15 protein-coding genes are annotated in these 15,085 nt (G+C 47.4%); 8 read left to right on the plus strand and 7 right to left on the minus strand.

Features of this window, described 5'->3' with window-relative positions; all coding sequences use genetic code 11:
- Positions 1 to 8: 8 nt before the first annotated feature.
- Complete coding sequence (locus tag CN378_RS22755) at positions 9 to 170, plus strand: hypothetical protein (protein WP_179884995.1); 162 nt, start codon at positions 9 to 11, stop codon at positions 168 to 170.
- A gap of 72 nt (positions 171 to 242) precedes the next feature.
- On the opposite strand, the gene CN378_RS19630 is transcribed toward CN378_RS22755, so the two are convergent.
- The 6 genes from CN378_RS19630 to CN378_RS19655 all read right to left on the minus strand — a co-directional run bounded on the left by CN378_RS19630 (position 243) and on the right by CN378_RS19655 (position 6,603).
- On the minus strand, positions 243 to 1,562 hold the full coding sequence (locus tag CN378_RS19630) for a (Fe-S)-binding protein (protein WP_098354165.1): 1,320 nt from the start codon (positions 1,560 to 1,562) through the stop codon (positions 243 to 245).
- Complete coding sequence (gene glcD / locus CN378_RS19635) at positions 1,559 to 2,971, minus strand: glycolate oxidase subunit GlcD (RefSeq protein WP_098354166.1); 1,413 nt, start codon at positions 2,969 to 2,971, stop codon at positions 1,559 to 1,561. Before glcD ends, CN378_RS19630 begins: the two co-directional genes overlap by 4 nt.
- 101 nt (positions 2,972 to 3,072) lie before the next feature.
- Positions 3,073 to 4,239, minus strand: a complete 1,167-nt coding sequence (anmK, locus tag CN378_RS19640) for an anhydro-N-acetylmuramic acid kinase AnmK (RefSeq protein WP_098354167.1) — start codon at positions 4,237 to 4,239, stop codon at positions 3,073 to 3,075.
- Positions 4,232 to 5,146, minus strand: a complete 915-nt coding sequence (locus tag CN378_RS19645) for a BadF/BadG/BcrA/BcrD ATPase family protein (RefSeq protein ID WP_098354168.1) — start codon at positions 5,144 to 5,146, stop codon at positions 4,232 to 4,234. Before CN378_RS19645 ends, anmK begins: the two co-directional genes overlap by 8 nt.
- A gap of 17 nt (positions 5,147 to 5,163) precedes the next feature.
- Positions 5,164 to 6,252, minus strand: a complete 1,089-nt coding sequence (locus CN378_RS19650; protein ID WP_098354169.1) for a DUF871 domain-containing protein — start codon at positions 6,250 to 6,252, stop codon at positions 5,164 to 5,166.
- Between the two features lie 12 nt (positions 6,253 to 6,264).
- The gene (locus tag CN378_RS19655) at positions 6,265 to 6,603 is read right to left on the minus strand and encodes a PTS lactose/cellobiose transporter subunit IIA (RefSeq protein ID WP_098354170.1); all 339 of its coding nucleotides are present in this window, start codon (positions 6,601 to 6,603) and stop codon (positions 6,265 to 6,267) included.
- A gap of 160 nt (positions 6,604 to 6,763) precedes the next feature.
- Here CN378_RS19655 and CN378_RS19660 point away from each other — a divergent pair, with 160 nt between their 5' ends.
- The 7 genes from CN378_RS19660 to CN378_RS19690 all read left to right on the plus strand — a co-directional run bounded on the left by CN378_RS19660 (position 6,764) and on the right by CN378_RS19690 (position 13,261).
- The gene (locus tag CN378_RS19660) at positions 6,764 to 7,630 is read left to right on the plus strand and encodes a MurR/RpiR family transcriptional regulator (RefSeq protein ID WP_098354171.1); all 867 of its coding nucleotides are present in this window, start codon (positions 6,764 to 6,766) and stop codon (positions 7,628 to 7,630) included.
- A gap of 2 nt (positions 7,631 to 7,632) precedes the next feature.
- The gene (locus CN378_RS19665) at positions 7,633 to 7,938 is read left to right on the plus strand and encodes a PTS sugar transporter subunit IIB (protein WP_034762423.1); all 306 of its coding nucleotides are present in this window, start codon (positions 7,633 to 7,635) and stop codon (positions 7,936 to 7,938) included.
- Between the two features lie 27 nt (positions 7,939 to 7,965).
- A complete protein-coding gene (locus CN378_RS19670; RefSeq protein ID WP_098354172.1) occupies positions 7,966 to 9,246 on the plus strand; it encodes a PTS sugar transporter subunit IIC in 1,281 nt (426 codons plus the stop codon).
- A 317-nt stretch (positions 9,247 to 9,563) separates the two neighbouring features.
- Entirely contained in the window at positions 9,564 to 9,854 is a 291-nt protein-coding gene (locus CN378_RS19675; RefSeq protein ID WP_098354173.1) for a hypothetical protein, read from the plus strand.
- A gap of 17 nt (positions 9,855 to 9,871) precedes the next feature.
- Entirely contained in the window at positions 9,872 to 11,209 is a 1,338-nt protein-coding gene (locus CN378_RS19680) for a 6-phospho-beta-glucosidase (protein ID WP_098354174.1), read from the plus strand.
- Between the two features lie 559 nt (positions 11,210 to 11,768).
- Positions 11,769 to 12,692 (plus strand): DMT family transporter, encoded by a 924-nt coding sequence (locus CN378_RS19685; RefSeq protein ID WP_306471890.1) that lies wholly within the window; start codon positions 11,769 to 11,771, stop codon positions 12,690 to 12,692.
- A 17-nt stretch (positions 12,693 to 12,709) separates the two neighbouring features.
- Positions 12,710 to 13,261, plus strand: a complete 552-nt coding sequence (locus CN378_RS19690) for a cysteine dioxygenase (protein ID WP_098354175.1) — start codon at positions 12,710 to 12,712, stop codon at positions 13,259 to 13,261.
- A gap of 42 nt (positions 13,262 to 13,303) precedes the next feature.
- Here CN378_RS19690 and CN378_RS19695 read toward each other — a convergent pair whose 3' ends face one another.
- On the minus strand, positions 13,304 to 14,851 hold the full coding sequence (locus CN378_RS19695; protein ID WP_098354176.1) for a glycoside hydrolase family 10-like protein: 1,548 nt from the start codon (positions 14,849 to 14,851) through the stop codon (positions 13,304 to 13,306).
- Positions 14,852 to 15,085 lie beyond the last annotated feature (234 nt).

Here is a 15,085-nt window from a genome sequence, read left to right on the forward strand (position 1 = left end):
GCACACTCATGAACAAGCTCATCACAGTAAGCGCAGTAGTCATCGCCATCGCCACTACCACCATCTGGCTCACAAAGGGCGCCGCCAATGCCCTCTCACTACTTGCAGCCTATGGAATACTCCTATCCTTCCTCGTCTACTTTTCATTCTTCAAGTTTAGAAAACGATAAAAACGGAGGGACGGACCTAAAAACCATCCTTTTTGCGGAAGCAAAAGGATGGTTTTTAGAGGTCCGTCCCTCTTATTCGACTGCTTCCAATAGGAAGTCGACGATGTGGATGGCCCGCATGTTGTGGGATCGTCCTTCTCGTTCAATGCCGAGTTTCATTTGGAGGAGGCAGCCCGGGTTGGATGTGATGATGGTGGTGGCCAGGGTGTTTTCGACGTTTTCCATTTTATGATCGAGGATCTTCATGGACATGTCGGATTCGACGATATTGTAGATGCCTGCAGATCCACAGCAGTGGTCGGCCTGTTTCATCTCGACGTAATCTGCGCCCCCTACTGATTGCAGGAGGACTCTTGGTTCCACGAACGTCCGCTGCACGTTTCGCAGGTGACAGGAATCTTGATAGGTGATGCGTTGAGGTGCTACATTCAATACCTTTTTATGAAACTCTAATTCTACGAGAAGGGAAGAGATGTCCTTGATTTTATTTTTGAATCGGAGGGCACGTTCTTTCCACTCTTCATCATCTTGAAGCAAGTGATCATAATCGACGAGGAAGGCTCCGCATCCCCCTGCATTGGTGATGATGTAATCGACTCCCTCGTCTTCAAATGCTTGGATGTTCCGTTTGGCCAGCTCCTTAGCCGCATCCTTTTCACCGCTGTGCCCATGCAGGGCTCCGCAGCAGGTTTGCGTCTTTGGAATGACGATGTCACAGCCGGCCAGTTGAAGGAGCTTCGTCGTGGCCTTATTCGTTTCCAGGAACATCGTATCCATCAAGCACCCGGAGAAGAAGGCGACTTTTTTCCGGACCTCCCCGATCGAGGAAAGGGAAGTGGGACGATCCTTCATCTCTTTCAGCTTGGGAACTTGTGGGAGGACGCGTTCCATCGTGGCCATGCTCTCAGGGAACAGTTTCATCACGCCCGTCGTGTGGACGGCCTTCTGAAGCCCCGAACGCTGATAGATTCCGAGAAGATTCGTGACCATCCTCATTCTGTCCGGGTGGGGGAATAATCCCTCGAATACGGTCTTTCTGATAACCCGGACGGGAAGGGAGTGCTTTTTATTTTGATTGATGATATCACGAGCTTCTTCTAATAAGTGACCATAGTTCACACCGGATGGGCAGACCGGTTCACATGCCCTGCAGCCTAGACACAGATCCAGCGTGCGCTCGACTTCTTCGTCAGGTTCGATCACACCATCGACGACGGCCTTCATCAGGGCGATGCGCCCCCGTGGGGAGTGGGACTCCTTGAACCCCGATTCAATATAGGTGGGACATGAGGGAAGACAGAATCCACATCTCATGCAATTCAGTAGTTCATCTTGATTCATTCGGTCTTTGAATCCCTGTTGTATCTTTTGTTTTTCCTGGACGGTTGTCATCTTGAAATCACCACACGTTTTCTCGATTCTTTTGCGAATACCTTATTTGGATTCATGATGTTATTGGGATCAAAGGATTGCTTGATCAATTTCATGGCGCCGATTCCCTCAGGTCCGAGTTTCCATTCGAGGTAAGGGGCTTTCATCATCCCGACGCCGTGTTCCCCCGTGATGGTCCCGCCTAATTCAATGGCATGTGCGAAGATCTCTTCAAAGGCTGCTTCGACGCGCTCCATTTCATCATGGTCACGGGCATCCGTCGCAACGGTCGGATGAAGGTTTCCGTCCCCTGCATGCCCAAAGGTACAGATCTTCACCCTGTGCCGTTCGGCAATCTCATTGATTGCCTTCACCATCCTGGCAATTTCAGAACGGGGAACCGTCGCGTCTTCCAAAATCGTCGTCGGCTTGAGCCGGGCAAGGGCTGACAGGGCAGAACGGCGGGCGGTGCGGAGGGCGTCTGCTTCCATTTCGGTTTTCGCCAGCTTAACGGATACAGCATGATTTTGTAAACACACTTCCTCCATCTGTTTCATATCACGTGCGACCACTTCAGGAGGACCGTCCTGTTCGATCAGCAGGACCGCTTTCACATCGGTTGGAAGCCCGATTTTAGCAAAATCCTCGACCACTTCAAGGGTTGGCTGGTCCAGAAATTCAAGGGTGGCCGGAATGATGCGATTGGAGATGATGCTTGAAACACTCTGTGCCGCTGCCTCAATATCCTGATAAAGGGCAAGCATCGTCTGCTTCGTCTCGGGCATGGGGACGAGCTTTAATGTTGCTTCGGTGATGACGCATAAAGTTCCTTCGGAGCCGACAAAAAGGCGGGTCAGATCGTACCCTGCCACGTCTTTCGCAAGTTTTCCCCCGGTACGGATGATATCTCCATTGGGAAGGACCGCTTCCAGGGCAAGGACATAATCACGGGTGACCCCATATTTCAATCCCCTGAGTCCACCGGAGTTCTCATTGATATTCCCTCCGATTGTGGAGATTTTCATGGAACTCGGATCAGGTGGATAAAAAAGACCCTTTGCTTCAACAGCGTGAATCAGATTCAGGGTCACCACCCCTGGCTGGACGGTGATCGTTAAATTTTCTTCATCCAATTCGAGTATCCTGTTCATATGGGTGAAAAGAAGGATGAGTCCGCCTTCCGTCGGGCACGTACCGGCGCAAAGGTTCGTTCCGGACCCCCTCGGGACGATGGGAATACGATGCTCATGACAGACCTTCACGATTTCAGATACTTCCACGGTGGACCGGGGAACGATGACCGCATCGGGCATGGACTGATAATTGGGTGTTGCATCATAGGAATAGACAAGTTTTTCAGCAGGAGTATCACGGTAATTTTCTTCGCCGACGATGCTGACGAACCGTTTCTTGATATCAGGAGTGATCATACTAATTTCCACCTTTTTTAACATGTTTTTCATATCTTCTTTAAAAAGAGCAGAGAGACGGTACCCGACTCAGGTCAAGGTCCGTCCCTCCAAAAGGGTTATTATTTTTTGCATGTGGGACTTGGCGTGATGGAACCGAGGATGACGGTTTTTTCAGCGCCTGTTGCTCCCGGGACATTCCCTGGATTGCCGTGCAGGGTTTCGTTGGCCAATAGTGCAAAGGCGATCGCTTCCTTGGCATCGGAGGAGTACCCGATATCTTCCTGAATGAGGATACTCACTTCCGGGAGAAGGTCCCGCATCATTCGGAGAAGGGTCCTATTGTAACTTCCCCCGCCGCCGATGATGATCTCGTTGATGGGATGGTCAGGGAAGATGAATCTTTTATACGCGTCTGAAATCGTAAGGGCGGTAAAGTGAGTGGCCGTCGCTATCAGATCTTCTTTTCCAAGATTCCCATATTCCTGAAGGATCCGATTCACGAATACCTCGCCGAACAATTCACGACCAGTGGACTTAGGGGGTGCTTTCTGGAAAAAATCCTGCTCCCAATTCATCCATTCCTGTGCGGCTTCCGTGTGAACCATTCCCCTTGAGGCAATCGATCCATCCTCATCAAAAGATAAACCGAATAGTTTTTCGCACAGCCCATCGATCACCATATTCCCGGGACCTGTATCAAACGCGAATACGTCTTCCAGGGAGCAATCCATTGGAAGGACCGTCACATTCCCTATGCCTCCTATATTCTGAAGGAGCCTGCCCCCAGCTTTTTTCCTGTAGAGGAGGAATTCTGTATAAGGGACAAGAGGAGCCCCTTCCCCGCCGGCTGCCATATCCATGGAACGGAAATTGGATACCACTTGTGTGCTGGTGCGGTATGCAATCACAGCAGGTTCTCCGATTTGAAGAGTCGAAGCCACCGAATCTTCCGTATGGAAGGGCTGGTGATAGACTGTTTGGCCATGGGACCCGATAAAGCTAAGCTCATCAACAGAGATGCCTGCCTCCGTACATACTTTCTCTACGGCATCGGCGTATACGTCTCCAAGCTCAAAATGCAGGCTGGATAAAAGAGGGGTGGAGGAATGATCAGGACTCATGACCTCAAAGATTTTCTTTTTCACAGGTTGTGAAAAGGGCGTAGTTGAATAATGAACAAGCTCCACCACTGTATCCGTCCCAGCCCCTTCAATGGAAACAAGGGCGGCATCGACTCCGTCAACCGACGTGCCGGACATTAATCCGACTGCTAAGCGTTTACTCATAAGTCATCCTTCCTTCCCGGACCGCTTCTACGATATCCACTGCACCAGTGGCGGGGGATATGGAATCGGTGATATAAGTCGATTCGTTAAAGCGTATTGAAATGGTTTCTTTAAAAACGGATTGGACCACCGGATTATGTTCAAGGACACTTCCTTTTAAGGCAATGACCGGATTCTTTTCAATCTGCAGTTTCTCCATTAATGCCACTGTCTGTGCCGCAAGCTTTTCGCCAGCCGTTTTGAATAAGTGTAGGGCTGCTTCATCACCCGATTCTGCTTCCTTGTGGATCACTTTCGCAAGTTGGGCAATGTCTCCTTTAGTAGAAGAATAGATGAACCCCTTCAATCCTTTGGCATCACTCGCCCTGATTTCCCTCAGCACGCTGCGGGAGAGGGGGGAGAGACCCATCGGGGAGTCCATTTCCCTGGCGATTTGTTTACAGGCTTCAATGGCAATGGAATAAGCACTGCCTTCATCCCCAAGTAGATGTCCCCAGCCCCCGGTCGTTCCTTCCCGATTCCCGTTTCGTCCATAACTAATCGATCCCGTGCCCGCAATCGTCATCACGCCATTCCGGTTTCCGATCAAGCTGAAGTAGGCGAGAGCCGCATCATTTAGGAGGATGATAGGAAGGGAAGTCATTCGACTCAATTCTGACTGAATTCTTTGCGACAGGTTTCCAGATCCCCCGCCTGCCATTCCGACCACGATATGGGTGGTCCCTTCTGAAGCGGTATGATCCAGGCATTGCTGAACGACGGATGAGAGGTTACGTAAAGCGTCCTCATAAGAAACAGATGGGTTCCCGTGTCCGGATAAGCTTTGGAAAAGGATATTCTTCTCCATATCCATGACGAGTCCCTGAACCTTCGTGCCTCCTGCATCGATCCCTATTACTCTAGTCATCTCAAGAAACCTCCCGACTACTTTGATTGAAAGGCAAATTTGCCCCAGGGTTTTACATAGTCCAATAGGAAAATTTCTTCTTCACGGATCCGGCCGACGACATTCGTTTTTCCGGAGTTCTCCATATCCTGAAGGGCGATCTGAAGTTCTCCCGCGTATTGGGCATAAAGATCGTTTTCAATGATAATATCACCCCGCTTGATGTCCACCGTGTTATGAGGCGCAAATTCTCTTCCTCTATACTTGACGCGGCTTTGAGTGGAACGGATCATGTAATCCGATACGTCCCCGCGGTAGAAGTGGGGTTCTTCAAAGATGATCGTTTTTTCTAAATCGGTTGTCGTTTCATGGGTTTCAACTGTAAAGGTAAGCTTCGATGTGTTCAGTGTGCTAAGCAGCTCCAATTCATCTTCTGAAGCATAAGCGTTACTGATGATGACATCATCGATCAACCCTGTGGCAAAAAGATGCTTCGCCTGCACGTCAATAGGAAGGGAGCGGTGCATTTCCAATGTAGGCAAGCCTTCCGTGACAGGCCAGGGACCGAATGTCGCATCGGAAGAAGAGACAAACGCTGCCGTCCTCATCCCGAACTCTTTAAACTTTTTACTGCATTCGATAAAGAAAGGATAAGATAAACCGGAGTAGCGGTGCGGATAAAAATTATGGCAGCCTAATAATTGGTCCTTATTGGGCTGATACGTCATGATATTATCGATGTATTTCGTTGCGTTGCTCATATTCAGTTCGATTTTTAAATCATAAGGATTGTATGACATCATGGATTCCTCATGGCCTGTATATCCTAAGTCCAGACGAATGCCGTGAGCACCCAGATCGGCAAAGAAGGATAGGTCATCATAGGAGATATTCAGCTCCTTGAAAATGCGGGGGCTGATGTCGGCAATGACTTCCATGTTCTTTTCACGGGCAAATTTGATCGTTTCCTTGAAGTTTGCGATGATTCCTTCCTTGTCTCCATCGACAGATAAAAGGCAGGTGAAAACACGTTTGAATCCGTAGGAAGCGGCCAGTGCCAAATATTCCTTATCTTTTTCTGTGGTAGAATGGTTTGGATAGATTGAAACGCCAAGTTTTTTACTCATCGTGATGCCTCCTTAATTCGATTTGCTTTCAAGAGTATGGATTCTCTTTAACATTGGAATCATTTGTTCAATTAATGAGATTTCACTGATCGAGGTCATTAAGTGGTCCTGAGCATGGATCATGAGAAGGGATTTTTCAAACTCTTCTCCGTTGATTTCGGCCTGGATCAGGCTTGTTTGTGTTTTGTGGGCTTTATTCAGTTCTTCATGTGCCGTTTTCACCATTTCCTCCGCTTCAGCAAACTTCCCTTCATGTGCTTTCGCAAGGGCCTCATAAGCCGTGCTTTTCGCATTCCCTCCGTTCGAGATGATTTCGAAAATCTCCATTTCTACGTTGCGTACTTCAGCCATTGTGTATTCCTCCCTGTCCTTATTTAGAACTCTTTTCTACAAAAATAGTAAAATAAAAGTTTAAATATTTTAAAATAATATTGAAATTTAATTTCATTATCGCATATAATCATATTAAACTGAAAGCCTTTTCAAGACAATCATTTTTTTGGAGGTGACCATGACAGAATTTCAGGTATTAAAACACATCAAAAGTCAGATGGAAAGCTATACTCCCTCTGAAATAGCGGTTGCTCAATACGTGCTGGAGTTTCCGGAGAAAGTGATGGAAATGACAACGAAGCAACTATCACAATCATGTGGCAGCAGTGAAGCGGCCATCATCCGATTCTGTAAACGGATCGGGATCAACAGCTTCAGCGGCTTGAAAATCGAGCTCGCCAAAAGCACGAACATCGAAGAGACCAAGAGTCATGACATCAATACGCTCCTGTCCTTTGAAGATAATCTCGATACGGTCTTCAACAAGGTTCTGGTAAATACCTACCAGGCGATCAAGAACACGGAAAAGCTGTTTTCCATTGATGAACTTGGCAGGGCGGTCAATGCGTTTCATGAAGCCGAAAGAGTATATCTGTATGGAGTCGGCGGTTCCGCTGTAGTGGCGGAGGACTTCACACAAAAGCTGTTGAGGCTGAACTATCTGGCCTTCCAGGCAAGTGATATCCATGTACAGATGATGATGGCTGCCAATTTAACCGAAAGAGACGTTCTTTTCGTCGTCTCCACTTCAGGTCAGACAAAAGAAATATTGAAGCTGATGAACGTCGCCCAGGAAAAAGGGGCCACGATCGTCCTCTTGACGCAGCATGGGAAGTCTCCGGCAAGAAAGCTCGCCGATATCGTACTGACCATTTCCGAGGAAGAACATAATATCCGGATCGGGACCATGACGGCAAGAATTGCTCAACTCGTCGTGATCGATGCTTTATTCGTGGCATTATGCATGAAAAAAGGACATGGCGTTTACGAGCAAATTATTCATACACATGAAGTCGTACAACGAATGAAAGAAGAGGAGGAATAGGAATGAAAGTTTTATTCGTATGCTCTGGAGGAATGTCCAGTGCCATCGTCGTCAATGCATTGAAGAAAGAGGGAACCAAAGAGGGCATTGAAATGGAAGTCCACGCAATCGGTACTGGTGAAGTATCCGAGGAGATCTCAAAGGGATGGGATGTTTGTATGGTGGCTCCTCAGATCAGACACCGTTTTGATCAAGTGAAGAAAGCGGCTGATGAAGCCAATGTTCCTTGCGGGCCGATTCCGCCGCAGGCCTATACGCCACTTGGCGGGCCGACTTTACTGAAAACAGTAAAAGAATTAGCAAACTAATTTAATAGGAAACAAGGGGGTAGTAACATGCAAAAGTTTGTAAACTTTCTCGAGAACAACTTGTCAGGTCCGATGGCCAGGCTCTCAGAACAAAGGCATTTGCAAGCAATCCGGGATGGGGTTATTTCCGCACTGCCATTTATTATCGTCGGTTCATTCTTTCTGATCTTAGCGTTCCCGCCACTGCCGGACGCAGGTGTGTTCGGTGACATCAAGCAGTGGGCCGCTGACAACATTGTCGAAATCCTGATTCCGTACCGGTTGACCATGTTTATCATGTCGCTCTATATAGCCTTCGGGATAGGGTACAATCTCTCGAAAAGCTATAATCTGGATCCTTTATCGGGTGCACAGATTTCTGTAGCGGCGCTTCTGTTGACGGTCACACCGAAAGTGATGGACGGAGAAGGCTGGGTCCTTCCAATGACCAATCTTGGTGGTCACGGATTATTCGTCGCCATGGTCGTCTCGATCCTTGCTGTCGAAATCCTCAGATTCTGTAAAACGAAGAACATCACGATTAAAATGCCAGAACAGGTTCCGGCATCCGTTTCACGAAGCTTTGAAGCACTTATTCCTGTAGCGATTGTTATTTTACTCGTTTCATCTGTTACGGTTTTAGGGGGAGTGGATCTTCATCATTTAGTGGGTGTAGCCGTAGCTCCTTTGGTTACTGCCGGTGACAGTATTTTCGGCGTATTGGTTCCTGTATTCCTAATTACATTCTTCTGGTCATTCGGTATCCACGGGGTATCTGTAGTAGGTACCGTCGCCCGTCCACTATGGGAAGTATTCCTTGTGAAAAACGCAGATGCCGTTGCAAACGGGCAGGCGATCCCGCATATCGCACCGGAAACATTCTACCAATGGTTCATCTGGATCGGTGGATCGGGTGCCACGATTGGATTGGTCCTTGCCATGGTCTTCTTCTCACGTTCCAAGTATCTGAAAGCGCTCGGGAGAACAAGTATCGTCCCTGGGATCTTCAATATCAACGAGCCGATCATCTTTGGTGCTCCGATCGTATTGAATCCGATCCTGATCATCCCATTCGTGACCATTCCATTGATCACGGGTACACTTGCTTATATCGCAACATCAGTAGGTCTTGTATCACCAACCTATATCATGCCTCCTTGGACACTTCCGGCACCGATCGGAGCGTACCTGGCAACAGGTGGTGACTGGAGGGCGATCGTCATGGTTCTGATCAACATCGGAATCTCATTCGCCATCTACTTCCCATTCTTCAAAATGTATGACAAGAAAATGATGAAGATGGAAGAAAGCGACCAACAAGCGGCATAGAAAAGCGGAGGCGGCTTGCTCAGGCCCGACAAGCATAAGACGAGTCATCCGGAAAGGCGTCCTTTGCCTTTTTGGATGAATTGGCTTATGACCTCGAGGGACTAGCCGCCGGAGCTGGACAAATAGAAAAGCGGAAGGGGCTAGCCCTGAGGCGACAAGCATAAGGCGAACTAACCGGAAAGGCGCTTCTTGCCTTTTTGGTTCGTTTGACTTATGACCTCGAGGGACTAGCCCCTCCAGGTAATCTACTATACTAAGAAAAAAGAAGTGGGGGTCCCAGGATTCCCACTTCTTTAATAGGTAAGGAGTGATGGGAAATGACAGAAACTGTTGTGCCGAAGAGAATCGGTTTTAGAAGTGTGTTTGTATTATTAATCTCTGTATCTATTGGACTATTACTACTTTCAAAGCCATTGATGAGTACAGGGCTCGCCAAGGAATGGAGTGTGTTTTTGGCTACGGGCATTTCGGCTTCAATCGGACTTTCGTTCATTTTATTAAAAATCGAAGGGCCTGTGGAAGATGCTTCTATTAAAAAGAAGCGGATGCTGCTGGCAGTGGTTGTTAGTTTCGTCATCAGTTTTATTTTGGCCTTTGTTGCTAGATAAGAGGGGGACAATTCTTTATGAAAAACGGAATCAAGATCGTCACGATTGGCGGAGGTTCGAGCTATACCCCAGAGTTTGTTGAAGGGTTGATCAAGCGATATGACGAGCTTCCGGTGAGTGAGCTGTGGCTTGTGGACATTGAAAAGGGAAGAGAGAAGCTTGAAATCGTCGGGAATTTGGCGAAGAGAATGGTAGAAAAAGCCGGCGTTCCGATGGAGGTCCATCTGACACTGGACCGGAAAGAAGCATTGAGAGGTGCTGACTTTGTTACCACCCAGATGCGTGTCGGTCAGCTGAAAGCCCGGATTCTGGACGAGCGTCTTCCGATCAAGTACGGGATGATCGGTCAGGAAACGAATGGAGCAGGCGGACTCTTTAAGGGTATGAGGACAATTCCCGTTCTTTTAGAGATCTCAGATGAAATGCAGGAGCTTTGTCCCGAGGCCTGGCTGATCAATTTTACCAATCCTGCAGGCATGGTGACGGAGGCATTGCTGAGATATGGATCACACCCGAAGGTTGTCGGTGTTTGCAATCTTCCCATCAACACGAGGATGACGCTCGCGAAACTTCTCGGTGTAGAGGTTGAACGGTTGCACATCGACTTTGCCGGACTCAATCATATGGTTTATGGATTGGACGTACTGGTGGATGGGGGATCTGTGATGGAAGAAGTACTCGACATTATGAGCGATCCCGGGAGGCAGGTCAGTATGAGGAATATTGCGCCCCTCCCGTGGGAGCCTGAATTCATCAGAAGCCTTGGGGTCATTCCTTGTCCCTATCACCGTTATTTCTATAAAACGAGTGATATTTTGGAAAAGCAATTAGGTGAATTCCAGACGGGTACGACTCGTGCCGAGGTCGTTCAGCAATTGGAAAATGAGCTGTTTGAATTGTATAAAGATGACAATTTAGCCGTTAAACCTCCGCAGCTTGAAGAGCGGGGTGGAGCTTATTACAGTGATGCGGCGTGCAATCTGATTTCATCCATTTATAACGATCGCGGGGATATCCAGACATTGAACGTACGTAATGATGGGGCAATCAACGATCTGCCAAGGGAATCTGCCGTGGAAGTGAACTGTGTCGTGACAAAAGCCGGCCCGAAGCCGATCGCCGTTGGGGAACTGCCCGTTTCTGTGAATGGACTTGTGCAACAGATTAAATCCTTTGAGCGTGTGGCTGCAGAAGCATCCGTCACGGGATCGTATGAGAAGGCATTGCTTGCCATGACAATCAATCCACTGGTGACGAGTGACGTGAAGGCGAAACAGCTTCTGGATGAAATGATTGAGGTACATAAAGAGTATCTGCCTCAGTTTGGTGAGCGGGTGGCACCTAACGAGAGGTGAGAAGGGCGATTTGATCCGTCTTGTTTTGAGGTGCTTTTTAGCAATCCGAAATGGCAGTTGTGGCAGCATCCATACTGGTATATGAAAAAGTGTAGCTCTGCAGTAGTTTGGCGAGTTTATTTATTTGGAGAATACCTTATGTGAATACGTGTGTTTATCGTAATCTTAGACGTTTTTTCCAATATATATAGTTGAACCGGTAAGAGGAAAATAAGCGGAATTTTTCCGGTTATATTTAGAATCCTCGGTATTTTTGTGTATATAAGCGGAGTTTTTCCGCTTAAGTTTAGAAAAATAACCCATTTCTTGTATTTTTCGAGTAGATAGGCGGAATATTTCCGTCTATTTCAGCCTTTTTTAGTCGTAATGCCTCATTAAGCGGAATTTTTCCGTCTATGTATTAACTCATTCACTTAACGTGATCTCCCATCCGATAAGTAGGACCCCTCTTGACCTAGATGCAGGCATCCCCAGATATATTTAAAACCTCTGCACATCTTTCCAGTGGACGAGCATACCTTGATAGAAAGAAACCATGTCCAGAAAGGGTGCCCCGTCCATGATTCCGATGAAAACAAAGGCTGCGGCCTCTCTATATGCCACGATGTCGATCAGCTTTTGGGGGATTTCCTTCGTGTCGACGAAAGCGGTACTTGATACCCTTGATCCATATACGCTCCTCGTGCTGCGGTTTGCGATCGGAGCTCTGTTTCTGCTCATGCTGCTATTATTAAAAGGATACAGGCTCACGATCCCTTTAACGTATATCCCTCACTTAATCATACTTGGCGTTCTCGGCGTTTTCATACACCAGGTCATCCAGGCCACGGCCCTCCTGACCATCGATGCATCCTCGGCAGGGTGGATGATCTCATTTTCTCCTGTGTTCACCGTCATCCTCTCCATGCTTTTTCTCCATGAAAAAATGACTCTCCCAAAAGCGCTGGGCATGATCATCGCGATTACGGGTGTGCTGATGGTGACGGCAGGGGGGAGCGGGAAGTCGATCGGATTTGCGGTCAATATCGGGTATATCCTGATGATTCTCAGTACATTGAACTGGGCGGTCTACTCGGTGCTTCTGAAAAAGCTTCGCATCGAGCTGCCATCCCTCGTCATCACCTTTTACATGAGTCTGCTCGGATTCAGCTTAACCATCCCGTTTCTCATTCGAAACCGTGGATGGGAGGGCATTTCACAACTATCAAATGCAGAGTGGGCCCACTTGATCTTCCTCGGTGTGTTCGTTTCGGGGATCGCCTACTGGTACTGGGCGAAAGCGTTGGAGGTATTGGATGCGTCCAAGGTGTCGATGTTTCTCTATCTGGAGCCTGTCACAACTCTTATTGCGGCCATTCTTCTCCTGAATGAGAAAATTTTTCTCATAAGCCTACTGGGTGGAGTCATAATTATAATAGGAGTTGTCATTGTCAATGGCCAGATGATTTCTGTCCTCCATCGGCTTCTATGGAGGAAACGATAACATCAGGGGGGATCACGGTGACCTTAAAGAATCGGATAGAGGATCAGTTGGATAAATTGACCCAACCTTCAACGAAAGAATTGAAACAAGTCTTGCAGTCTCTGAACATATCTCTTGAGGATTTACAGCCTTACCTGCAGTCTCCGGAAGGCAAACCATATTATCGAAAGCTTCTTTATCAAAATGAGGCAGTGGAGCTCCTCGTGATGAATTGGTCCGATATGGAATGTGCCCCGCACGATCACGGAAATTCAAAGGGATGGATCCAGGTGATAAATGGGACCTCCGTAAACACGATCTTTGAAGTGAAGGATCAACAGCTCCCACAGGAGATATTTCATCGAGAATATAGGGAAGGTTCTTTCTTCTTTGCCCCGAAGAAAGGGGTTCACAAGATGAAGAAGGGAAGTAAGGAGAATCTCGTGACCCTCCACCTCTATTCACCTCCGATTCAGGGGATGATGGTGTACGATTTGGAGAAGTGTGCGGCCTGTGTGGTATCGGATGAATGCGGGGCATGGTGGCCCGATCACATCAGGCAGAAGGTAAAGGAAATGCAGTTGAAATAAGAAGGAGCGCTTCTCTGTAGTGGAGAAGCGCTCCTTTCATGATCAGTGTACTCTTACTGTTTTTGCATCCTTACTTTCTACCCCTGTCGGAGAAACGGATGTCACACCATACGTGTACATTCCATCTTTCGCAGCAGAAGTATCTTCATAGATTGTCAGGTCCTCTTGGGAATACACGACATCCACAATGTTCGCCGGATTCTCGTAGTCTCCTTCTTTCACACCGTCAAAGCGGTAGATGACATACTTTCTTGCATCTGAATGCTTCTTATCATCGATGGTCAAGGTGATGCCGTCTTCCTGCTTATCCGCTTTTACCGTGTTCGGTTTCTCCGGAAGGTCATCATTGTTCCACGGTGTTGCAGGAGTCAACGCTTTTTCCGTGTATACTTCATTACGTAATATATCAGCGTATCCAAGCGGGTTCTCAAAAATTTGTCTTAGTGAGAAATGCATTTGTCCAAGAGCCGTTCCATTATCCCGGTTATCCATGATTTGTCCTGGCAGCTCGTTAGGATTGAACCATTCCTGGTCAAAATTGTCCCCGACCTTATAATCGGCCATCCCGATGTATAGATTGACCGGATGCTCATAAGAATATTCGTTCACTTCCCGGCTCCACCAGTCAAGGAGAACAGAATAGTTGGCGACAGCGAGTTTCCTAGACCAATAGATTTGCGGGGTGATGTAGTCGATGCTGCCGTCCTTGATCCACTGACGGGTATCGGCATACAGGTCGTCGAAATTCGTTTGTCCGGCTTGTGTCGCACTTCCTGTAGGGTCATCGGCAATGTTTCTCCATACGCCAAAAGGGGAAATACCGAATTGGACATAGTCTTTGATTTCTTTGATTTCAGTGTTGATATCAGCGACCAGTTCATCGACGTTGTTACGTCTCCAGTCGTCGATATTGTTAAAGGCGTCTCCGTATTTCTCGTATGTATCTTGATCTGGGAAGCTTTCTCCTGCAATTTTATAAGGGTAGAAGTAATCATCCATGTGAACGGCTTCAATGTCGTATTTGTTGACTAATTCTTTTACTGTATCAATGAGGTATTGTTGCACTTCGGGAATGCCGGGGTTGAGATAATACTGTTTACCATACTTCAGGACCCATTCGGGATGAAGCTTGGCTACATTATTCTCTGCAAGTGATTCGATGGTTTGATTGGGCATCGTGATGCGGTAAGGATTCACCCAGGCGTGGACTTCGATCCCGCGCTTATGCGATTCGCTTAACATGATGGCCAGTGGGTCATAGCCTGGGTCGGTGCCCTGCTTGTCCCCGGTGATGTACTGGGACCACGGAGCGAGTTCAGAGGGATACAAGGCATCAGCGGTCGGTTTGACTTGATAGATCACCGTATTGAAGTTTAATTGTTTTAATTCATCCAGGGTGCTGATCACCCAGTCCGTGAATTCCTGCTGATCCATTCCGGCTGCCATGTCGATATTCGCCACGGTGGCAATCCATGCAGCCCGCATTTCTTGCTTTGGAGCACTTGTCTCTGCCGCGTTAGCTTTCCCGGTAAAAGGAAGAGCCAGTGAGAACATCATCACGGCGATGATCATGTACTTTACTGCTTTCATGAACAAACTCCTCTCCTTCGGTTTAAAAGAAACCGTTTTCATTTTATTGAAATAATACTTCAAATATTCAACTGAAAATATGAAATATTATTTCTAACTCCATTATAGTGGGAGATGATCATATGGTATATAGTACCAACGAGGTAAAAAATCTGAATATTCAATGTGTAAACGGGATGAAAGGACTAGTTGAAACGTTCTAAAATAGAGTCAAAACGGAAAGAATAATTAGTG

Source organism: Bacillus sp. AFS015802, assembly GCF_002561455.1.
Lineage (GTDB): Bacteria > Bacillota > Bacilli > Bacillales > Bacillaceae_B > Rossellomorea.